Origin of the sequence: Rhodococcus parequi, assembly GCF_046042785.1 — a bacterium.
Lineage (GTDB): Bacteria > Actinomycetota > Actinomycetes > Mycobacteriales > Mycobacteriaceae > Prescottella > Prescottella parequi.
This window is the reverse complement of sequence record NZ_JBDLNV010000001.1, coordinates 319,044-340,285: the sequence shown is the minus strand read 5'-3', so window position 1 is coordinate 340,285 and position 21,242 is coordinate 319,044. Positions and strand designations below refer to the sequence as shown.

Annotated in this window: 23 protein-coding genes and 1 pseudogene; 9 read left to right on the top strand and 15 right to left on the bottom strand. The window is 68.3% G+C overall.

Annotated features, from left to right (window positions below; all coding sequences use genetic code 11):
* The 3 genes from ABEU20_RS01590 to ABEU20_RS01580 all read right to left on the bottom strand — a co-directional run bounded on the left by ABEU20_RS01590 (position 1) and on the right by ABEU20_RS01580 (position 3,464).
* Positions 1-1,380 (bottom strand): MFS transporter, encoded by a 1,380-nt coding sequence (locus tag ABEU20_RS01590; protein WP_456300327.1) that lies wholly within the window; start codon positions 1,378-1,380, stop codon positions 1-3.
* A 381-nt stretch (positions 1,381-1,761) separates the two neighbouring features.
* Complete coding sequence (locus tag ABEU20_RS01585; RefSeq protein WP_420162641.1) at positions 1,762-2,175, bottom strand: RidA family protein; 414 nt, start codon at positions 2,173-2,175, stop codon at positions 1,762-1,764.
* Positions 2,176-2,216: 41 nt separating this feature from the next.
* Positions 2,217-3,464 (bottom strand): NAD(P)/FAD-dependent oxidoreductase, encoded by a 1,248-nt coding sequence (locus ABEU20_RS01580; RefSeq protein WP_420162640.1) that lies wholly within the window; start codon positions 3,462-3,464, stop codon positions 2,217-2,219.
* Between the two features lie 194 nt (positions 3,465-3,658).
* On the opposite strand from ABEU20_RS01580, the gene ABEU20_RS01575 reads away from it, so the two are divergent.
* On the top strand, positions 3,659-4,246 hold the full coding sequence (locus ABEU20_RS01575; protein ID WP_420162639.1) for a TetR/AcrR family transcriptional regulator: 588 nt from the start codon (positions 3,659-3,661) through the stop codon (positions 4,244-4,246).
* Between the two features lie 744 nt (positions 4,247-4,990).
* Positions 4,991-5,167, top strand: a complete 177-nt coding sequence (locus tag ABEU20_RS01570) for an SOS response-associated peptidase family protein (RefSeq protein WP_420162638.1) — start codon at positions 4,991-4,993, stop codon at positions 5,165-5,167.
* Positions 5,168-5,499: 332 nt separating this feature from the next.
* Here the strand turns inward: ABEU20_RS01570 and ABEU20_RS01565 are convergent, their stop codons facing one another.
* The 3 genes and pseudogenes from ABEU20_RS01565 to ABEU20_RS01555 all read right to left on the bottom strand — a co-directional run.
* On the bottom strand, positions 5,500-6,087 hold the full coding sequence (locus ABEU20_RS01565) for a DUF488 domain-containing protein (protein WP_420162637.1): 588 nt from the start codon (positions 6,085-6,087) through the stop codon (positions 5,500-5,502).
* Positions 6,088-6,158: 71 nt separating this feature from the next.
* Positions 6,159-6,458: an MBL fold metallo-hydrolase gene (locus ABEU20_RS01560; RefSeq protein WP_420162636.1), complete on the bottom strand. Its 300-nt coding sequence runs from the start codon at positions 6,456-6,458 to the stop codon at positions 6,159-6,161.
* 172 nt (positions 6,459-6,630) lie between these two features.
* A pseudogene (locus ABEU20_RS01555) lies at positions 6,631-6,912 on the bottom strand (MBL fold metallo-hydrolase); the annotation flags it as partial.
* Between the two features lie 165 nt (positions 6,913-7,077).
* On the opposite strand from ABEU20_RS01555, the gene ABEU20_RS01550 reads away from it, so the two are divergent.
* Genes ABEU20_RS01550 through ABEU20_RS01530 form a run of 5 tightly spaced genes read left to right on the top strand, consistent with a single transcriptional unit; the run spans position 7,078 to position 11,320 of the window.
* Positions 7,078-7,644 carry an alternate-type signal peptide domain-containing protein gene (locus ABEU20_RS01550; protein WP_420162635.1) on the top strand — a complete coding sequence of 189 codons (567 nt, stop codon included), beginning with the start codon at positions 7,078-7,080 and terminating at the stop codon, positions 7,642-7,644.
* Between the two features lie 27 nt (positions 7,645-7,671).
* Positions 7,672-8,232, top strand: coding sequence for a hypothetical protein (locus ABEU20_RS01545; protein WP_420162634.1), 561 nt, complete (start codon positions 7,672-7,674; stop codon positions 8,230-8,232).
* Positions 8,229-8,774, top strand: coding sequence for a signal peptidase I (locus tag ABEU20_RS01540; protein ID WP_420162633.1), 546 nt, complete (start codon positions 8,229-8,231; stop codon positions 8,772-8,774). The genes ABEU20_RS01545 and ABEU20_RS01540 overlap by 4 nt, the downstream gene beginning before the upstream one ends.
* 3 nt (positions 8,775-8,777) lie before the next feature.
* Positions 8,778-9,389 carry a TasA family protein gene (locus tag ABEU20_RS01535; RefSeq protein WP_420162632.1) on the top strand — a complete coding sequence of 204 codons (612 nt, stop codon included), beginning with the start codon at positions 8,778-8,780 and terminating at the stop codon, positions 9,387-9,389.
* On the top strand, positions 9,386-11,320 hold the full coding sequence (locus ABEU20_RS01530) for a S24/S26 family peptidase (protein ID WP_420162631.1): 1,935 nt from the start codon (positions 9,386-9,388) through the stop codon (positions 11,318-11,320). Before ABEU20_RS01535 ends, ABEU20_RS01530 begins: the two co-directional genes overlap by 4 nt.
* Positions 11,321-11,475: 155 nt before the next feature.
* Here the strand turns inward: ABEU20_RS01530 and ABEU20_RS01525 are convergent, their stop codons facing one another.
* Genes ABEU20_RS01525 through recO form a run of 3 tightly spaced genes read right to left on the bottom strand, consistent with a single transcriptional unit; the run spans position 11,476 to position 13,487 of the window.
* Entirely contained in the window at positions 11,476-11,871 is a 396-nt protein-coding gene (locus ABEU20_RS01525) for a YbjN domain-containing protein (protein WP_420163121.1), read from the bottom strand.
* Between the two features lie 37 nt (positions 11,872-11,908).
* Positions 11,909-12,715 (bottom strand): isoprenyl transferase, encoded by an 807-nt coding sequence (locus tag ABEU20_RS01520; protein ID WP_420162630.1) that lies wholly within the window; start codon positions 12,713-12,715, stop codon positions 11,909-11,911.
* Positions 12,672-13,487 (bottom strand): DNA repair protein RecO, encoded by an 816-nt coding sequence (gene recO, locus ABEU20_RS01515; RefSeq protein WP_420162629.1) that lies wholly within the window; start codon positions 13,485-13,487, stop codon positions 12,672-12,674. The genes ABEU20_RS01520 and recO overlap by 44 nt, the downstream gene beginning before the upstream one ends.
* 122 nt (positions 13,488-13,609) lie before the next feature.
* Here recO and ABEU20_RS01510 point away from each other — a divergent pair, with 122 nt between their 5' ends.
* Complete coding sequence (locus ABEU20_RS01510; protein ID WP_420162628.1) at positions 13,610-15,040, top strand: amidase; 1,431 nt, start codon at positions 13,610-13,612, stop codon at positions 15,038-15,040.
* Positions 15,041-15,043: 3 nt separating this feature from the next.
* Positions 15,044-15,613 (top strand): TetR/AcrR family transcriptional regulator, encoded by a 570-nt coding sequence (locus tag ABEU20_RS01505; protein WP_420162627.1) that lies wholly within the window; start codon positions 15,044-15,046, stop codon positions 15,611-15,613.
* Between the two features lie 61 nt (positions 15,614-15,674).
* Here ABEU20_RS01505 and ABEU20_RS01500 read toward each other — a convergent pair whose 3' ends face one another.
* The 6 genes from ABEU20_RS01500 to ABEU20_RS01475 form a co-directional block, all read right to left on the bottom strand.
* Positions 15,675-16,205 carry a DUF6790 family protein gene (locus ABEU20_RS01500; RefSeq protein WP_420162626.1) on the bottom strand — a complete coding sequence of 177 codons (531 nt, stop codon included), beginning with the start codon at positions 16,203-16,205 and terminating at the stop codon, positions 15,675-15,677.
* Between the two features lie 142 nt (positions 16,206-16,347).
* Positions 16,348-17,265, bottom strand: a complete 918-nt coding sequence (gene era / locus ABEU20_RS01495) for a GTPase Era (protein ID WP_420162625.1) — start codon at positions 17,263-17,265, stop codon at positions 16,348-16,350.
* Between the two features lies 1 nt (position 17,266).
* A complete protein-coding gene (locus ABEU20_RS01490) occupies positions 17,267-18,589 on the bottom strand; it encodes a hemolysin family protein (protein ID WP_420162624.1) in 1,323 nt (440 codons plus the stop codon).
* Positions 18,590-18,613: 24 nt separating this feature from the next.
* Positions 18,614-19,156, bottom strand: coding sequence for an rRNA maturation RNase YbeY (gene ybeY, locus ABEU20_RS01485; protein ID WP_420162623.1), 543 nt, complete (start codon positions 19,154-19,156; stop codon positions 18,614-18,616).
* Between the two features lie 58 nt (positions 19,157-19,214).
* A complete protein-coding gene (locus ABEU20_RS01480) occupies positions 19,215-20,306 on the bottom strand; it encodes a PhoH family protein (RefSeq protein WP_420162622.1) in 1,092 nt (363 codons plus the stop codon).
* Between the two features lie 97 nt (positions 20,307-20,403).
* Positions 20,404-21,036 (bottom strand): TetR/AcrR family transcriptional regulator, encoded by a 633-nt coding sequence (locus tag ABEU20_RS01475; RefSeq protein WP_420163120.1) that lies wholly within the window; start codon positions 21,034-21,036, stop codon positions 20,404-20,406.
* Between the last annotated feature and the right edge of the window lie 206 nt (positions 21,037-21,242).

Here is a 21,242-nt window from a genome sequence, read left to right as displayed (position 1 = left end):
TCAGTCGGCCAGGGGCGCTGATGGGGCGTCTGCTTGCTGGATCGACCGGGGTATTGCCATTGCGGCCAATGCGCCGATCAGGGCTGCGCCGGCGACCATGGCAAAGCCGATGGAGATACCGGTGTCGGAGTAGAGCGCGCTGCCTTCGGCGACAAAAGCGATGTGCGAGTTCAGCATCGCGAAGACGAGGATCGGTAGAATCGCCGGAAGTATGTTGCCGGCGGTCGACGCGATCGCGCCGGCCGTGGCGAGGAGTTGCCGCGGGACGGCCTCGATGAGCAGGTTCGGCGTGGCCGCGTAGCCCATGCCTCCGCCCAGACCGATGACCGCGGCGAGAAGGATGACCATCGCCTTGGAGTCGTGCGAGACCGCGAGGAGCAGGCTTCCTGCAGCGACAAGTGCGAGTCCAGCGATCATCATTAACTTCGGCCGGACACGCGGGACGAGCGCGCCCACGACGAGTCCGCCCACCAGCGTCATCGCTGCGTCGGGCGCATGGAACCAGGCGTACTCTCCCGCGTCGGCGCCGAATCCGTATCCGAGACCGAGATCGTTCGGAGTCATGACCATCATCGGCAACAACATGACGAACGCGGCGATGGCAGCCCAGCACAGACCGGAGCTGAGGGAGGTCAGTGCAATGGGGCGTTGCGAGAGGATCGAAAGGTCGATGATGGGGTCACGCAGCTTCCTTGCCGATGCGAGCCAGGCGAGCATGAAGACCAGTCCGACGGCCAGCCAGACCAGCGTCGACGGTGTTGTCCATCCCCAATCGGGTCCGAAGCTGATACCGAGTAACAGTCCGGCGAGTCCCATGCCCAGGAGAGTGGCGCCGATGAGGTCGATGCGCCCCGGGAGCCGGATCGGTGACTCCTCTGTGGTGACGCGGATCAGTGCTGCCAGTAGGGACAGCCCGATGACGAAGAACCAGAACACGCCGCGAAATCCGAAGTTGTCGACGATCCAGCCGGTGAAGAACGGAGCCGGGACGGCGATCAGGCCCATCCCTGTGGTCGAGACACTCACCGCCATCGTGACTGTCCGGGGCGGGTACACGTCGCGAATCAACGCATAGACCAGGAACAGGCATGGACTGAGAAGGCCGGTCAGAGCCCAACCCAGGACCAGCATCGGGAACGTCGGAGCTACAGCGGCGATCAGAGCCCCGGCCGCCGACAGTAGTACGCAGGCCAGGAGCACTTTCCGTTTGCCATGCGTGTCGGCAAGCTTGCCCAGCAAGGGTGAAGCGACCGCCCCGACTAGAAGGAACGCCGTGAGTATCCATACGCCTTGCGTGGTCTGGAAGTGGGACGAAATCTGCGGGAGCGCAACAGAAACCATGAGATAGCTACACGCGAGCATCTCCAGTACGAGCACCATGGAGACGAACGAGAGGGCCAAACGTGGTGTCCAGCTTCCGGTACCGGAAGCTGCGGGAGCGCCGGGCGTGACGAGAGTGTCACTGTCGGGGGGTGCGAAATCCATGTGCGTGGCCTTTCAGGTGGAAACCTGTACGAGGGATCGATCCGACTTCGCGCGCACGGGTGCACAAGCGCACGGGCGCACACGCGAGTGGGGCAGAGCAGGGTGCTGCCGATCAGACGTTGGTCGGCGCGTGTATCTGCGATGGCAGAGACATGGATGGGCCCGCTGGATTCGCGCTGCTACACGTACGGGCGGGCAGGGGTGCCGCGCTCTGCGCGTGGATGCGCGCGGGCACAGAAGAAGCGATAGAGGGCCGTCGGGGCCGACGTGCAGGGATTAGCGGGCGTCGACGAGGTAGGCGGTAGCCTTCATCTCCACGCGCGGCATCACTGCTGATCCTCCCCCGAGTTGGGCCACACCGACCGCGGTCCAGGCCGGATAGGGCTCGCGGATGAATTGGTCCTTGACGGTCGTGAACGCGTCCAGGTCGCCCTGCAGGTCGGTGTGGAAGGTGATCAGGTCGACCACGTGGGCCAAAACAGCTCCCGTAGCAGCGAGGACGCGTTCGAGATTCTCGAATGCGAGGGTGAACTGCGTGGCGGGGTCCTCCGGGATTGTGCCGTCGGGGTGCTGCCCGAGGACACCGGAGCAGATGAGGAAATCGCCCACCTTCACGGCGGGAGCGATATGCCAGTGCCGGTAGACGTGGTCCATTCCGGCCGGGACGACGGGGCCGCTCGAGAACAGCATGTGGTGATCCGGTTTCTATTCGAGGGATATCGACGCGGGGGTCAGACGGTTGCGGCCGCCTGCACGGGACGCGCGGGTTCTGGCTGTGCCCAGCGCGCCTGGAACGCCGTGTGCGGAAGGCTGTCGGTCCACACCGCGTCGATCGTGAGGTTTGCTGTGAGCCTGCCGATTTCGTCCGCTGCCATCGCGCCACGCTCGCCCTCGATGGCTACCACAGTGTGCTCGTCCACCTGATCGATGTAGGGCAATGCCGTCGGGGTCTCACACACCATGCAGGGTCGGGTGTGTGCGGGGCCGAACCATTTGCCGGGCAGGAGCTCAGCGAGTAGGTCGAGCGCCTCACCGATGTCCTCGCGGCGCCCTCCCGTGCGCACCCAGCGCGTGATCGCTTCAGCGGAATCGAGCGGGTTGTCGAGAAGGCTTCGGCCGGAGCACTTGAGATACCAGCGGCCATCCGGATACTGCAGCGGCGACATGACGATCCCGCCGTAGGCCACTTCGCCGCCGACAGCTTTCAGATACATCATGGCCGGGATGTCGAACGCTGCCGGATCCGGCACCTCGACAAGGACGACGGTCGCACCGTAGGTGCGCATGTCCAGTGGCTTCGGGAGTAGTCCGCTGACGTTCGTGGCAGCGCCCGTGGCCACGACAACCTTGCCGGCACGCCAGGATTCGCCTGATCGAGAGACAATTCGAACGCCCCGCGCCACATGTTCGAGACTGTCGACCGTGTCGCGGACCACCACGGCACCCCGCGCGACAGCCGCAGCGAGTTCGGCCTTCACGAGCGCCCGAGGGTTCACGATGAAGGCGTCGCGCTGAACGATGCCGACGTGGCCGGGCGCGAACCGAAGGTCCGGGTACTGCTGCTGCAGTTCTGTGGCGCTGAACTGCTCTACGGCGACATTGAGATCTGCAGCATTACCGGCGAGCAGATCCCGATTGAACCAGTCGGTGATCGTGCTCCTCTCGGAGGCGTCGGGCATGACCGTGAGCGACTGACGCGGTGTCGCGAAGTCCACGCCGGTCCGTTCCTGCAGGTCAGCGAAGCGTCGGATCGACCTCATCGTCAGCATCGAAGTCATGAGCGGAACCTCGAGGACGTGCGCCAGTCTCCCCTGGTCGTAGTACCCTGCCCACGTTCCGTCGTGGTTCACGAAGCCCTCGGGCTCGTCCGGGCCGACGACGAGCACTGAAGCGCCCCGCTCGGTCAGGTGCCGGGCGGTGGCGGCGCCGATGGGCCCGGCTCCGACGACGACGACGTCGAAATGCCTTTCGTCCTGCATGGAATTCTCCTCGTTGACGGGCCCGGAATGGAATCAGTGCCGGGCAGATCTCGATCGTGATGCCGGCGCCGCAAGCAGGCTCTGGAAGGCTGGAAGCACGTGTGCGGCGGCGTGTGACGGAAATCATCCATCGCCCGACGGGTTAAGTCAACAGCGTGTGTCGTTAATAGTGTGTTGCGGAGAAGGAGATCGTGTTGAGCGACAAGCCCGAGCGGGTTCGGAGCGGTGGCCGGAGCGAGAAGGTGCGCCGCGCGGTCGGCGAGGCGTGTCTGGGCTTCCTGGCCGAAGGTCGCCTTGACTTCACCACCGTCGAAGTCGCGGCACGCGCCGGTGTCAGCCGCAAGACGATCTACCGGTGGTGGCCCACCCACAACGACCTGCTCGTGGAAGCAGTGTCAATGCATGTCCGCCAGGTCAACCCCCCGGACACCGGATCGTGGGCGTCCGACGTCCGGGCTTTCGCCGAAATGATTGCCGAGTATGCCGACAGCCCTGTCGAAGTCGCATGCGCTGCCCTCATGGCGAGCCGCCGGTACCCCGAATTCAACAAGCTCGTCCTCGAACAGTATCGACCGGTCCTCGACGCCTGGAAGGAGATGGCACAACGCGCGATCGACCGAGGCGAGGCCAACTCGGACCACACACCGGAGGCCATGGTGAACGCGCTGGCGGCGCCATTGTTCATGGCACCGATGACACTCGGCCGCAGATCGTCCGGTGATGAGCTGGAACGAATCGTCAGAGTCGTGCTCGCCGCTACCCGGCCGCACGCCGCACCCTGACTGGCCCGACAAGGCGCTGGCCCCCTCGCAAGTACGCAAGTAGTAGCCAACGCCGACGCTCGAATCTCCAACACTCTCGAAGTGATCCGCGACGACGAACGATGCCACGGAACGACATCTCTACGCCTGAATACATCGCCCAGCTCGACGCCCTCGGTTTCGACTTGGGCATCGAGCAACTGACTTCAGGGCACCGTCCGGCCACCAGCGCCGGCCAGCAGCGTCAATCCCCCCCTGTCGCGGTGGCCACGACGATTCCGGGCCCTGCCCGAACATCGACGCTCGGCCACTCCACGAGCACGCTGCAGGTCGCGCCGGTCGAGAGGTTCCGCCAATGGCCCGCGTGGGCCGCCCCGACGAACCGGGTGACACCCGGCATCGCCGGATCGGTGTTGGCCGTGATGTATGCGATGTCCCCAGAGGGGAGGTTGGTGACCCCGAGCCCGACCCGGCGCAGGCCGACGATGCACGTCAGCCTACGACCGCGGTGGCGCAGGTCACGGCGCTTTCGGAATAGGTCAGCCGGCATGGGCGTTGTGCCTGTTGGATCGGTTGCGTTCCGTGTCCCCCGGGCTCAAACCCTTGCCCTCGCAGAGTTCCGTACGGCTGGAGCTGCGTTGCGCCTATCGCCGAGAGGCGACCGAACGCATCCGGTCCTTTTCGATGTCCGTAGCGCGGTGCCGCGCTGGTGTCGGCTGCCGCGAATATCGTGCGCGTGTACGTGCAGCGACGGGAGACGCCGGCGTGTGTGGACGGTACGCCTCGACGACGACCGACAAGGAACTGCGCTCACTGTTCGATGTGGTCGACTCCGTGGACGCCGAGTTGCCTCCGTCGTACAACGTGGCTCCCACCCATCAGGTACGCGTCGTGTCGAACGTGGGCCCCACGAGGAGCCGACAGCGGGCGAAGCGCCGCTGAATCACCCCGCCGGACGGCTACCAACGCACGACGATCTTCGACATGAGCACACCTACCCCCAGCCAGACGCCAATCGACGTCGCGACAGGTTCCGGTGCATCGTCTGCACCGGGCCCTGACGTCCACTGTGAGTTCACATCGCGGCGCCGCCGTCGGCCTGGGCGATCCCGACGTGCTCGTAACCGCCGCCGATGTGGTCGACGTAGTTGTCCACGAACTGGTCCCGCCCGACCGTGGTAGGGGACGCCAGCATGCCTCTGTCGACCGCCAGGCAAGCTGCTGTGCCGGGTGCAGATCGAGATGAGAGGTCGAGCCGGACTGAGCGAGGAGCGTCAGCGATGGCTATCGCGTGAGCCGACCGCAGGCGCCGGGTCGGGCGGATACGTCACCACCCGGCCAGGGCCCACTGACGGCCTGGCTCCCCACTGCCCCAGCCGATGCGGCCGCGGCGCGGCGTTGTTCACGAGATACACCACCGTCCAGCCGCGGGCGGTCAGCGTGTTCGCGATCAGCAGGCGGTGACATCGCCACGGCATCGGCTCGCCGCACATGATCGCGACGTGCCGATCGGCGGCCAGTGTGGTGAGTCGGTTCAGGCCCGCCTCGAAACGCGCGGTGAGCGTGTAGTCGGCGTAGTTCTTGAAGCTCGTGTTCTGCCAGCCGGCGTTGATCGTCGGGTCGACGTCGTGCTGTGTGGACCGCCGGCCGGCGAGCTCGGTGAGGTGGAGGTACTCGATGTCGGCGGCGCCCAGCCACGCGGTCATCTCGTCGGCGTCGAACTGCGGACTGCGCCGCGATCCCGGCATCTTCCGGACGTCCACGACCATGTCGATGTCGGCCTGCCCGAGCGTGTCGAGCACGACGGACTGCGGGCACGTCCAGTGCCCGATCGTCCACACTTCACCCGGTTCGGCGCTCATGACCCCATGCTCGCAGCAAAGCGCCGATCACACCGGGTAGGCGCTCAGTTCGGGTCGGCGGCTTCGAGGCGCTAGCCCGTCTCGTGTGAGCACGCGGCTTCACGCGCCAGATCGACGGCGGCCGCGATCGCCATCGACACCACCGGGCCGTGTCCGGGGACGATCGTGTCAGCGTCGAGGCCGGCGAGATGATCGAGGGCTGCGAGTGTGTCCCCGTGAGCGTGGTCGAAAACCGGTGGGAGCAGCTGCGGTCCTCGGATCTTCGACAGCGGATGCGCGGTGACCAGAGCATCGCCGGTGACCACCACCCCCTCCTGCGGCAGATGGAACGCCGTGTGCCCGGAGGTGTGGCCGTGGGTGGCCACCGCCACTGGTGCACTCGGGAGATCCAAGGGGCGACCGGCTGTGATGGCCTGAGCGTTCGGACACCGACCTGGTGGCGCCGGCGCGGGCGATGCGCACCAGCCACGGCAGCACGCCGTGCTTGTGCAGCATCGGGATGAAGTCCTTACCCGTGGCCTGCTCGAGGTACTCCCGTCTCGCGTGCGCCACCTCGGTGGAATCGGTGAACACCGGGATTCCGTACCGCTCGTGGAACGCCACGACCGCACCCATGTGATCGACATGCGCGTGCGTGAGCAGCATGCCCTCCACATCCTCCGGCCGCCGGCCCAGTGATCGAATCGCCCCATCGACCGCGGCCACATCCCCTGGATACCCGCCGTCGATCAGAGTGAGCGCGTCGCCGTCTCGCAGGAGCACGAAGTTCACATCCGTTCCGGTGCCACGGAACACATCGGGCGCTACTTCCTCGAGTGTCGTCATGGAGATCCATTGTGGCGCACCCGTCAAAGGTTTCCTGACCTGCGAGTGGAGCGATGTCGATTCCGATCCGGCAAAGCGTGCATACCAAACACCTGGTTTGGGTATGTAGTCGTTCACAGCGCTCGATCGCCGAATGACGGGGCGGAGCGCAGAGGGGAGATCATCATGAATCGGAAAGCAAAGGCCGCGTTGGCCGCCGGTGCCGCAGCAGTACTACTGCTGGGTGGTGCCGGAACGTTCGCGTTCTGGCAGGACCAGACGGAATCAGGTGGGGGAACGATCACCTCCGGCACGCTGGCGCTCAGCGAGTGCACCCCGACGTCGGGATCGGGCTGGCGAGACGTCACCGGCGGCGAGTCCGTCGCCATCGATCTCCCGGACTTCCGGATCGTTCCCGGCGACACACTCGAGTACTCCTGCACCAGCACCGTCACGGCCAGTGGCACCAATCTGTCGGCGACGCTGGCCGCCGACACCTCCGAAATGTTCTCCGAGCTCAGCGATCCGGCACTGCAGGCGCAACTGATCGACACCTCGCTGACCGCCACCACCAGCGGCGGAGACTTGCTACCCGATGCGCAGGTAACCGATCAGAACGACGGGGAGACGCTCACGATCGCAGCCCGGTTGACCTTCGACCCCGAAACATCGGGCACGGTCGCCCAGGGCACCAGCGTCACCCTGAACAACGTGCTGATCACGCTCACCCAGAACTTGAACCCTGCTCAGTGACAACGCGGATCGCAGCGGGGGTGGAGAGTGCGCAGCTTCAAGTGGATCGCCGCCGCCGGTGCGGCGGCGGCGATCGTGGCGTTCGGGGCGGCCCAGCAGACGGGTGCCCTCTGGCGTGGTGAGACGCGGATCGACGGCGGCACCATCCGATCCGGCACGCTCGCGTTACGCGTCGGTGGTGCGAGTCCAGAGACGCAGGTGCAGAACTACCAGTTCACCGGCTTCGGGGGCGCCGACCTGGCACCGGGATCGGTGGTGCAGCGCGCCTTGACCATTCGCAATGCCGGCGACGTCGATCTGCGCTACCGGTTGCAGTCGGCGCGGCAGGGTTCGACGGCCCTGCCGCTCACGCTCGGGGTGTGGACGGTGGCGACCGAGGGCGGGTGCCCTACGTCGTCGCCGCCGGCCGGCGCCGCGCTGTACGAGGGACCGCTCCCGTCCGCGCAGGCACCGCCCGCGCCGCAGTGGGCGCCGGTGCTGCGACCGCAGGAGACGATGGTCTGGTGCCTGCGTGCCACAGTGGGAGCCGACGCCTCACCCAACACGTCCACCGCGGTGACCCTCGAATTCGCAGCGAGTTCGGTATGAGCACGCCTGGGCCGGCCGACAACGACGGTCGTACGTGGTGGCTGCGGACCGTTCTCGGGTGGACGGTCCTGCTGGCAATGTTCGCACTGCTGACGGCCACCGTCCTGGTCCCGGCCGTGGCGGGAGCAGAACGTTTCACGGTCCTCACCGGATCGATGCGCCCGACGTATCCGCCCGGCACGCTCGTGGTCGTGCGCCCCACCGAGGTCGACGGCCTGGCCATCGGAACCCCGATCACCTATCAACTGGAATCGGGACGACCCGACGTGGTGACACACCGCATCATCTCGGTGCGCCACAACGCCAAGGGCGACATCTCTTTCCTCACCCAGGGTGACGCCAACGACAAGCCGGACCCGAAACCGGTACGGACGGAGCAGATCCGCGGGCAAGTCTGGTACAGCATCCCGTATCTCGGCTACGTCAACAACTGGCTCTCCGGGCAGAAGCGCGCGGTCACCGTTGCGGCCGTCATCGTCGTGCTGATCGGCTACGCACTGTTCAACCTCGTCCGAGACATCCAAGTCCGCCGAAAGGGGTGACCGATGCGCCTCGTCCCCGCTCTGCGCAGGCACCGGATCGGCATCCGGGTGCGCGCCGTGCTCTGTCTCGGTGGGCTTCTCGGAATAGGGGCGGTGGGCACCCTGGCTGCCTGGAGCGACAAGGCGACCGCCACTTCCGGCACGTTCGCGACCGGGACGATCATCATCCAACTCGACAACACCAAGACCCTGGCGATGAGCACGCTGGCCGCGCTCAACCTGCTGCCGGGTGAGGGCGTCGCGGCCGTCGTGACGGTGCAGAACAAGGGCACGCTGCCGCTCACCTACACGATGGCGGCGACCACGCCGGCAGGGAGCCCGGAAGTGACCGCGCACCTGGCCGTTGCCGCATACTCCGGCGGTGCCGCCTCCAATGCCGCCACCAACGGCCTGCGCGCCGGCTCCTGCAGCGGCACAAAGATTGCGGAGGCCGCACTCACGGCCGGCGGTTCCGCGCCTGTGGCGACCACGCCGCGCCCCCTCGCCGCCCGCACCGGTACGGAAACGCTGTGCGTGACCGTCCGGCTGTTGCCGTCGGCGCCGGTGAGTGTGCAGAACCAATTGCTCGGCACCGCGCGCCTGGTGTTCACGGCCACCGTCGGGAGGCAGCCATGAGACGGATGGTCCGCGTCGCGCTCTGGGTGGGCGCCGTCGTCGGCAGCCTGTGCATAGTCGCCACGCTGGCGGCGCTGGCCCTCGGGATCAAGCCACTGATCTTCCGATCGGGATCCATGGCACCCGACATCGGTACCGGCGCGCTCGGCTTGTCACGCACGGTGCCGGCCTCCGAACTCCGCCCGGGCGACGTCGCGTGCGTCGAAGACCAGACCGGGCAGCGGATCACGCACCGCGTGGTGGCGGTGGACGCAGTCGCGGGCGACACAGCCACATTGCGGCTGAAAGGAGATGCGAACGTCGACGACGACGCGCAGCAGTACCACGTCGAGACCGCGGGGAAAGTCTTCTTCCATGTCGAGAAACTCGGCTACGCGGTGGTGTGGCTGTCGGGTCCGCAGGCCGTGTTCGCCGGCGGGATCCTGGTGGGCCTGCTGATCGCCGTGGCCGTGAAACCCGACTGGCTCGACCGCCGCCGAGACGCTCCGGAAGAGCGTGGCGGCAGTCCGGCACTGACGGCGGGGGCCGTGCTCGCTGCGGTGACGCTGACGCTCGTCGGTGTCGTGCGGGTGCCCTCCACCGCGGCGGCCTATGCCGACACAGCGACCGGGGTCACCGGTGGATTCGGAACGAAGGCGGCCTTCGTGCCTCGCCTCGCGGCGATGAACGGCAGCACGAGCACCTACGTCACCTGCAGCGACAGGAGCATCTCGGGGCCGGACCCGGTGACCCTGACGTGGTCGCATCTGGGCGCCCCGTACCGGTACCGGATCGTCCTACGGGACCTGGACGGGATGATCTGGCGGACATGGGACGTCACCCCGGCGAGCAGCAAGACCGGCGATCCGGTGTCGTTCACCATCGACGGTGCGGGCATGCCCTCGCACGCCTCGATCTGGCAGTACAACGCCGAGATCCACACGATGCTCCCCGGCCCGCCCACCTCCTCCGGGGCCGTCTCCACCGACTGGCGCGGCATCGGCGTCTCGCAGCACCTCCAGCTGGGCAACGAGGATCTGTTCTGCAGCAACCGCGGCGAGCAGTCCGGCTCGCCGGCGTACGTGCCGCCCCCGGCCTCGGTGGCGTGTGTGTCGCAGCCGGCCGGCGCGCAGCCGGCGCGCGCGGTGCTGTCGTGGCCACACCTGGGATCGCCGTACACGTACAACGTCTCGGTCCGCAACGAGAACAACCGCAACATCGTGCTCCGACGCACGGTGACCGCGGTGCCCGCACAGGCCGGTCAACCCGTGAGCACCACCGTCCTCGGTTCGGACCTGGACTCGGGGACCCTCTCCGGCACCACCGCGATCGCGGAGATCCGGACCCTCAGTGGCTCCGCGGAATCCGCGGGTTTCGTGACCCAGCGGCTCACCGTGAGCAGGACTGCGACCGCCTGCGCGGCGGCCACGGCCCTCACCAGAGCGGCACCCGACGCCACGGCGACCACCACCCCGGTCCCCGAGACGACACCCTCGAGCACCTCACATGCGCAACCGACACCGGGTTCGGACGCCGCGCCGACCACCGGTACGTCACAGACCGAGGCGTCGACGACCACGACACCCACGAATCCCGGCAGGCCGCCGTCCGACACGACTTCGACGACTCCCACCGGACCGACATCCGAAACGGCCGCGCCCCCAACACCGCCCGTCACCGTGCAGATCATGGCCACAGCCACGTCGGACAGTGGACGGCAGGCGCGACTGGTGCACGACGGCCAGTGGTGGGTCCAGGTCGTCGACGGCTCCGGCGCCGAGGTCGCGCGCACCCCGGCGGAGCCGGACACACGGATGCACTGGTTGAGCGGAACCGAACAGCTGTGGCTCGCCTCGGCCCGCGGCACGGTCCACCTGGACGAGAGCACGAGCTGGAACCCGGCGCAGCCACAGAGCCCGGTCCCCGCGGAGATCGACGAAGCGTTCGAGTGATCGGGCGCCGGCCCGGCGCGAGCAGGCGACAATGTTGCGGCCCGGCCGCACCGACGGGCGCCGACTGCCAGAGTTGACCACGATCCGTGCGGCAGCCCCGAAGAGCTTCGGATGTGGCTCAGCCGACCTCGCACCATCGAGGTGCCGCGAAACCCCTACGCGAGCAACCCCCGACGCGCATCCTCGATGCCCGACAGCACGAGCAGCAACATCGTCGCCAGGGGCGCGTCGGTCAGTCCCGTGGCCGGAAAGGTGTAGCGCAACACGACATCCGCGAGGTTGCCGCGGGTGATCACGCCGATCGACCCGAACTGCGCCTGCGCATTGCGCTCGGCAACCCGCTTGTGCAGCGCCGGTTTGAGGGTTCGGTCCCAGGCCAGCACCCCGGTCAGCGACAGCACGTCGAGCCCGTCGGCGAGGGTCACCGCGCGCAGCGAACACAGCGCGCCGCCGTACTCGAACCGCAGCGAACCGTCGTCGTCGGAGTCGACGGCCACGAAACCCGCGAGCGCCGCCCGCGCCCGCTCCTGCAGCGCCTCGGCCGCGTCCATCGCGCTCACTGGTACTTGACCCCACCACTGTGCTGGATCATTTGACTCCGCCAAAGCGGCGATCCCGGGACGCGTACTCGACGCACGCCGCCCACAGGTCCCGGCGGTCGAAGTCGGGGAACAGCTTCTCCTGGAACACCAGTTCCGCGTATGCCGCCTGCCAGATCAGGAAGTTCGACGTCCGCTGCTCGCCGGAGGGACGCAGGAACAGGTCGACGTCGGGCATGTCCGGCTCGTCGAGGTACTTCGCGAACGTGGACTCGTTGATCTTCTCGGGATCGATCTCCCCCGCGGCGGCGCGACGGGCGATCTCCCGGGCCGCATCGGCGATCTCGGCGCGGCCACCGTAGTTGACGCACATCGTCAACGTCATGACGGTGTTGTCCTTGGTGAGTTCCTCGGCGATCTCGAGTTCCTTGATGACGCTGCGCCACAGTCGCGGTCGACGCCCGGCCCACCGCACCCGCACACCCATCTCGTGCATCTCGTCGCGGCGGCGGCGGATGACGTCGCGGTTGAAGCCCATGAGGAACTTGACCTCGTCGGGGCTGCGCTTCCAGTTCTCGGTCGAGAACGCATACGCGGACAACCACTTCACGCCGATCTCGATGCACCCTTCGAGCGTGTCCATGAGGACGGCCTCGCCGCGCTCGTGTCCCGCGGTCCGCGGCAGCCCCCGGTCCTGCGCCCAGCGGCCGTTGCCGTCCATCACGAGTGCCACGTGGTTGGGAATCAACTCGGGCTGGAGGATGGGGGGACGCGCACCCGACGGGTGCGGGGCGGGCGGGCGGATAGCCCGGTCAGGCTGAGCTTGCGGTTCGCGTCGTCGAATCACGCTCTCCATCCTGCCTGACCGCCTCACCCTCACCGACCGCCGCATGGGGTCGGTGACGTTCGATCAGCGGCAGGGTGCGCAACTGCCGTTCGAGGTGCCATTGCAGGTGCGCGGCGATCAGCCCGCTGGCCTGGCCGCGCATGGCCGGTGTCGCGGTCTCGGTGTCCTCCCACTGCCCGTGCGCGAGCGCGTCCATGAGATCGAGCACACCGGGCGACGGCGTCGCCGCGCCGGGGGGTCGGCAGTGCACGCACACTGCGCCACCGGCACCCACATGGAACGCGCGATGCGGACCGGGGGCTGCACACCGCGCACAGTCGGTGAGGGCCGGCGCCCAGCCCGCGTAACCCATCGCCCGCAGGAGATAGGCGTCGAGGATCAGTTCGACGGGCCGCGTCTGCTCCCCCACCGCACGCAGTGCGCCGACGGTGAGTCCGTGTAATCGGGGAACCGGGGCCTTCTCCTCGCCGGCCAGTCGCTCGGCGGTCTCGAGAATGGCGCACGCGGTGGTGTACCGGCCGTAGTCGTCGACGATGTCGGCCCCGAACGCGTCGACGGTGCTCACCTGGGTGACGATGTCGAGGCTGCGGCCGGGATGCAGCTGCACGTCGATGTGCGCGAACGGCTCGAGCCGGGCGCCGAACTTCGACTTGGTGCGGCGCACCCCCTTGGCGACCGCGCGCACCAGACCGTGCTGCCTGGTCAGCAGGGTCACGATGCGGTCGGCCTCCCCCAGCTTGTGCTGGCGCAGCACCACCGCATAGTCCCGGTACAACCTCACCCGACCAGTGTCCCACGTGGCACCGACGCTGCCGCACAGGCGCGTCCACCGAAACCACCCCACCGAAAACTGGAACACGTTACTGTTCGTTCGAACGAACGGTACTGGGCGAGGGGCAGGCAATGAGGACGGAACTGCGGGAACAGGGTGTCGAGCGCTACGCACCCGGACTCGAAGAGCAGGCGGCAGCACTCGCCGCGGGGCGCACCACGTCGGTCGCGGCGGTCACCGCCGCGCTGGACCGGATCGATGCCAGCCAACCCACCCTCAACGCCTTCCGGATCGTGCGCCGCGCCGCGGCACTGGCGGAAGCGGCCGAGGCCGACCGCCGACGCGCCTGCGGGGAACGCCTCCCCCTGCTCGGTGTCCCGATCGCCGTCAAGGACGACGTCGACATCACCGGCGAACCCACCGCCTTCGGCTGCCCCGGCGACTTCCCGGCCAAGACCGCCGACTCCGAGGTGGTACGGCGCCTGCGCGCTGCCGGCGCGGTGCTGGTCGGCAAGACCAACAGCCCCGAACTGGGCCAGTGGCCGTTCACCGGCGGCGGGGCATTCGGCCACACCCGGAATCCGTGGAGCCGCGACCGCACCCCCGGCGGCTCGTCGGGCGGGAGCGCTGCTGCGGTCGCGGCCGGCCTGGTGGCCGCGGCCATCGGGTCCGACGGCGCCGGATCGGTCCGCATCCCGGCGGCCTGGACCCACCTGGTCGGCATCAAGCCGCAGCGCGGGCGCATCTCGACGTGGCCCGAGGCCGAATCGTTCCACGGCATCACCGTCAACGGCCCGCTCGCGCGCACCGTTGCCGACGCCGCGCTGCTGTTCGACGTCGTCGCCGGCAACCACGACGGCGATCTTCACAAGCCTGCGCCGGTGACGGTGCGCGACGCGGTCGGCCGCGATCCGGGACGGCTGCGCATCGCGCTCTCGCTGCGCATCCCGTTCACGGCGACACCGACGGCGCTGCACCCGGAGATCCGTGCCGCGGTCGGACGCACCGCCCACACCCTGCGCCGTCTCGGACACGACGTCGTGGTCGACGATCCCGAGTACGGAATCCTGTTGGGTCTCAACTTCCTTCCCCGCTCCCTGGCCGGTATCGAGGTGTGGCTCGATCGACTGCCCGATCGCACCCTGGTCGACCCACGCACCCGCGCCAACGGGCGCACCGGACGGCTGCTGTCCGGGTGGCCGCTACGCGCCGCGCGGGCCGCCGAACCCCGCATGCGTCGGCGTATCGGCGCGATCTTCGACGACGTCGACGTGGTCCTGGCTCCCACCACCGCCACGCCCCCGCCACGTGTCGACGCGATGGACGGGATCGGCGGTGTCGCGACCGACAAGGTGATCACCGCGGCGTGCCCGTACACGTGGCCGTGGAACGTCCTCGGCTGGCCCAGCGTGAACGTCCCCGCCGGGTTCACGACCGGCGGGCTTCCGATCGGCGTGCAGTTGATGGGCCACGACAACTCCGAGCCACTACTGGTTTCCCTTGCCGCGCAACTCGAAACCGTCGACCGGTGGCACGACCACCGGCCGGATCGGTGGTGGTGAGCGATGGGAGCGACGACGGTTCGCGACCGCATCCTCGCCGCGGCGCTGCACATCGTCGGCACCGAAGGGGTCCCGGCGTTGACGAACCGACGCATCGCCGCCGAGGCGGACGTGGCACTGGGTTCGATCACCTACCACTTCGCAACGCAGTCGGACCTGCTGCATGCCGCTCTCACCGGGTTCGTTTCCGAGGAAACGGCACGGCTGCGCGAGATCGCGGAAGGCTACCGCGACAACGGGCTCAGCCTCGAGGATGCCGCGGCGATCACCGAGCAGGTGGCCCGGGATCTCGGTTTCTCCGCCGAGCGGATCGCGCCGTTCGAGCTCTACATCCAGGCCGGCCGCGATCCGGCCCTGCAGGACGCCGCGACCGCGTGCTTCGCGGCCTACGACGAGTTGACCGAGACGATCCTGATCGCGCTCGGGGTCCCGAACCCGAAGTCGTTGGCCCCCACCCTCGTCGCGGCCATCGCGGGTCTGCAGTTGCGCCGTCTCGCCACCGGCGACGGTGGCCAGGACATCTCGGTCGCGGTGCTCCAACTGATCCGCGGGGCCTTCCTCCCGACGTCGTGACGCGGCACCGATCGGCGTCGGGTTCGCGTCCCGAAGTCCTCCACCCGTCGCGTCGGGGCCCTCATCTCGTCCCGAGGCGGTCGGTACTCCGCCACAACTGCGGGTGACGTGGACGCACGCGCCGTGACAGTACGAGGAACACCAGTGCGATGAGCGGCAGCAGGAAGTCGGTGGGGAGCGCCCACACGTTCATCGGTTCGGTGTTGTCGTGCGCGACCCACTGCATGATGTGCCCGATGCCGTCGCCCCAGAAGGAAACGAGCAGGACGAAGACGGCCGCACTCATCCACCCGCCCCGGTTGGCCTTCCACGCGCACGCGACACCCGCGGCGCCGATCGCGATGTCGGCCCAGCCCACCTCCCACTGGAACATCGACTGCGCGTAGCCGATGCCGTCGGCGATGTCGTCCGACGTCGGTCCGAGGTGACCGATTCCGCCCACCACGGTCCACACGCCACCGCCGACGACCGCCCACAGCGCGATCAGTTCGCACCTCCGCCTCGGCGTGCGCCGCTCCGGCTGCCGGTCGAGCGCGACGTGCACTGCGGCGCCGAGGATCAGCACCCCCCACTGGACGAGGAAGAACCCCATGACATCACCTTCTCGCTCCGAGAGGCCTGTGCAGGTCGACGGGTCGATCGTCCCACGCGCCGGGGTGCCGCCGCGCCGAAAACAGTCGTGCCGCTCCCCCCCGATCGGAGGAGCGGCACGACGAGAACCGGAGCGGCGGAGGCTAGAAGCCCAGGCGACCCAACTGCTTGGGGTCGCGCTGCCAGTCCTTGGCGACCTTGACGTGCAACTCAAGGTAGACCTTGACGCCGAGCAGCTTCTCGATCTGCTTGCGCGCCACGGTTCCGACTTCGCGGAGCCGGGCGCCACCCTTGCCGATCACGATGCCCTTCTGGCTGGGTCGCTCGACGTACAGCAGCGCGTGGACGTCGAGCATCTCGCCCTGCTTCTCGGTGCGACCCTCGCGCTCGCGCACCTCCTCGATGACGACGGCCAGCGAGTGCGGCAGTTCGTCGCCGAGCCCTTCGAGCGCGGCCTCGCGGATCAGCTCGGCCATGAGGGTTTCCTCGGGCTCGTCGGTGAGTTCGCCGTCGGGGTAGAACGCGGGCCCGGGCTCCATCAGACCGGCGAGGACCTTCACCAGCAGTTCCACCTGCTCGCCGGAGACGGCGGACACGGGGATCACCTCGGCCTCGGGGCCGAGCAGCGAGGACACCGCCATGAGCTGCTTGGCGACGCCGTCCTTGGTCAGCTTGTCGATCTTGGTGACGATGCCGACCAGCTTGGTCTTGGGCGCCATGTGACGGACCTGTTCGAGGATCCACCGGTCACCGGGACCGATCTTCTCGTCGGCCGGGATGCACAGGCAGATGACGTCGACCTCGGAGTACGTGTCGCGCACGAGGTCGTTAAGGCGCTGGCCGAGCAGCGTCCGCGGCCGGTGCAGGCCGGGGGTGTCGACCAGGATCAGCTGCGCGAAGTCGCGGTGCACGATGCCACGGATGGTGTGGCGCGTCGTCTGCGGCCGCGACGACGTGATCGCGATCTTCTCGCCGACCAGCGCGTTCGTCAACGTCGACTTGCCCGTGTTGGGCCGGCCGACGAAACAAACGAAGCCGGAACGGAATTCGTTGTCGGTCATATCACTCCTGGTTCACGTTTCCGTCTTCGTCCACCTGGCCGGTGTCACGGTGTTCGGTCGGTACGCGTTCGACGTAGACGGTGCTGATCCGCACCCGCCCCCGCACGTCCGCGCCGCCCTCACCGCGCAGGCGCAGCCCGGCGGTCTCGATCTGCGAGCCGGGCAGGGGCACCCGGCCCAGTTCGTAGCCGAGCAGTCCGCCGACGGTCTCCACCTCGTCGCCGGGGATCTCGACGTCGAACAGTTCGCCGAGGTCCTCGACCGGCAACCGCGCCGACACCCGGTAGGTGCCGTCACCGAGATCCTCGATCGGCGGGGTCTCGTCGGTGTCGTACTCGTCGGCGATCTCCCCGACGATCTCCTCGATCACGTCCTCGATCGTCACCAGACCGGCGATGCCGCCGTACTCGTCGACCAGCACGGCCATGTGATTGCGGTCGCGCTGCATCTCGGCGAGCAGGCTGTCGAGCGGCTTCGAGTCGGGCACGAACACCGCCGGACGCATCACCTGCGCCACCGTCACGCTGCGGCCGCCGTCGGACGAGTAGTAGGTCTGCTGCACCAGGTCCTTGAGGTAGACCACCCCGAGGACGTCGTCGACGTTCTCGCCGATCACCGGGATCCGGGAATGACCGCTGCGAACCGCGAGCGACGTGGCCTGCCCGGCCGTCTTGTCGGCCTCGATCCACACCATCTCGGTGCGCGGCACCATCACCTCGCGGGCGGACGTGTCGCCGAGTTCGAACACCGACTGGATCATCCGGCGTTCCTCGGCCGCCACCACGCCGCGCTCCTGCGCCAGGTCGACCAGCTCGCGCAGTTCGATCTCCGACGCGAACGGCCCGGCCCGGAATCCCCGGCCCGGGGTGAGCGCGTTACCGACCAGGATCAGCAGTCGGCTCACCGGGCTGAGCAGGGCGCCGAGCGCACCCAACGGCACCGCGGCCGCCAGCGCCAGGGGGTAGGCGTGCTGCCGGCCCAGGGTGCGGGGGCCGACGCCGATCGCGACGTAATCGACGAGCACCATCGCCGCGATCGTCACGGCCATGCCCCATCCGGCGCCGATCAGGTCGATCAGCGCGCCCGCGAGCAGCACCGCGGCCGCGATCTCGCACAGGATCCGCAGCAGGACCATGAGATTGACGTACCGCGGACGGTCGGAGACGATCCGGACCAGTCGCATCGCGCCGGGCCGCTCGTCCTTCGCCAACTCCTCCACGCGGGCGGGTGAGAGCGTATTCAGTGCAGCGTCGAGCGCCGCGAAGAGGCCGCCGAGCGGCACCAGGACGACAGCGACGAGTACCAGGACGACTGCGTCGTTCACCTGTCGATCACCGTCCGCCGAGCGTCACTGCTCGGTGCCGTCGAAGAAACCGGCCTTGCCCAGCAGACGCTGATCGCGTGCCGCGAGTTCGGCCTCGCGCTCGGCGCGGCGCAGGTCCTCGTACCAGTCGGCGAGCAACTGGTTCTGCAGACCGAACATCTCCTTCTCCTCCTCCGGCTCGGCATGGTCGTAGCCGAGGAGGTGGAGGACGCCGTGAACGGTGAGCAGCGCCAGCTCGTGGTCGAGCGAATGCCCCGCCTTGTCGGCCTGTTCGAGCGCGAACGACGGGCACAGCACGATGTCGCCGAGCATCGACGGACCGGGCTCCGGGGCGTCCGGGCGTCCGCCGGGCTCGAGCTCGTCCATCGGGAAGGACATGACGTCGGTGGGCCCGGGCAGGTCCATCCACCGCATGTGGAGGTCGGCCATCGTCGCCGAGTCCACGAGCACCATCGACAGTTCCGCCGCGGGGTGCACGTCCATGCGCGCGATCACGAATCGGGCGACGCTGATCAAATCCTCGTCGGAGACTTCCATCCCCGATTCGTTGGAGATCTCGATACTCATCTACGTCGTTCCTTCGTCGGCCGCGGACACGCGGGAGCCGTTCTTCGCGGAGACAACCCTACCGCCGGTGGGACCGCGGCTGGACCGCCCGCCGCTGCGCCCGGTTCCCCAGCGGGACGTCCGCGTTGCGCGTCGACTCGAACCGGTCGTAGGCGTCGACGATGTCGGAGACCAGTCGGTGCCGGACCACGTCGGAACTGTCGAGCACCGCGAAGTGGATTCCGTCGATGTCGTCGAGGATCTCGGTCGCGGCCCGCAGGCCCGACCGTGCCCCGCCCGGCAGGTCGACCTGCGTGATGTCGCCGGTCACGACGATCTTGGACCCGAATCCGAGCCGGGTCAGGAACATCTTCATCTGCTCGGCGGTGGTGTTCTGCGCCTCGTCCAGGATGATGAACGCGTCGTTGAGGGTGCGGCCACGCATGTAGGCGAGCGGCGCGACCTCGATGACCCCCGCCTGCATCAGCTTCGGGATCGCCTCGGGATCCATCATGTCGTGCAGCGCGTCGTGCAGCGGACGCAGATACGGGTCGATCTTCTCGTGCAGCGTGCCTGGCAGGAAGCCGAGACGCTCACCGGCCTCGACCGCGGGACGGGTCAGGATGATCCGCGTCACCTGCTTGCTCTGCAGCGCCTGCACCGCCTTGGCCATCGCCAGGTACGTCTTACCGGTGCCGGCCGGGCCGACGCCGAACACGATGGTGTTCTCGTCGATCGCGTCGACGTACCGCTTCTGGTTGAGCGTCTTGGGCCGGATCGTCTTGCCGCGGCGCGACAGGATGTCCAGGCTCAGCACGTCGGCCGGCGACTCCGAAAGCCCCTGCGTGAGCATGCCGTGGGTACGGCGCACGACGTCGGGGGTGATGGGCTGGCTGCGGCGCACCAGGGCCGCGAGCTGCTCGAGGACTCGTTCGGCGAGCGCGACGTCGGCCGGCGTCCCCGTGAGGGTGACCGCGTTCCCACGGACGTGGACGTCGGCGTCGAGCACCCGCTCGAGAGCGATCAGATTCTCGTCGGAGGACCCGAGCAGGGGCGGTACCACCTCGGGCGGGAGTTCCATGCTCGAGCGCACGGTGCGCTGAGCCGGCTGTGCAGGATCCTGCGGGGTGTCGCGGAAATGCGACCTGCCGTTCTCGACTTGTTCACTCACGTGCGGGCTATGGCCTTCTTCCAGGTCCGATGGGTCCACGACCGGGTCGTCGTGTGTGCCCAAAGTCTAGCGCCAGCTGCCGACGGCGCCCACCGAGTTACTCGCCGGCGGCCGCGCCGGGGTCGCCTGTTTCCGCGAGTCGGCGCGCCGCCTCACCGACGACCTCGACGGCCGACTCGGGTCGCAGCCCCAACAGCACCAGCCCGGCAGTGGCGAACGTCTCACCCCGATCGGAGATGGCGCCACGGTTCGCGTGCTCGAGCAGCGTGAGCGTCATGCCCTCGTACATCGCGACCAACAGCTCGGCGGGCAGGTACGTCGAGAACACGCCCTCACGCTGCCCGCGCTCGACGTTGCCCACCGAGATCGTCCGCAGCGGCTCGAGCAGGTCGTGGATGCGCTCCTCGCCCAGCTCGCGCCGGGCGAAGGACAGCAGTACCCGGAACCGATCCCCGACCGGCCAGGTACGCAGCGCCAGCACCGCCACTGCCAGATCGGCCCGCTCCGGGGCGGGCGGCCCCGACGCCAGGCTCGTGGCGATCGCCCCGGACGCCTCGGCGACCAACCCCTCGATCAGCGCCTCCCGGTTGGGGAAGTGCGAGTACACCGTGCGGCGGACGACACCGGCAGCTCTCGCGACGTCCTCCATGCTCGCGTCCGGATCTCCCGCGAATGCGGAGATCGCGGCATCGAGGATGCGCGCCCGGTTCGCGCGCGCCTGCGCACGCATCGGTGGTCGACCGGACGCGGGAACGGTCGGGGGCTCGGAACTCACCCGCTCATCTTCCCTCACCGGTACCGCCGCACGCCGGACAGCGGTGTCGGTCGACGCCCGTTTCGGCGGCTCCCGGTGCACGGCCCGGACGACCGGGGAAGTGTGAGCTGCCCCACCTCCTTATTGCACAACGATGTGCAACTAACTAACTTGCACATCAA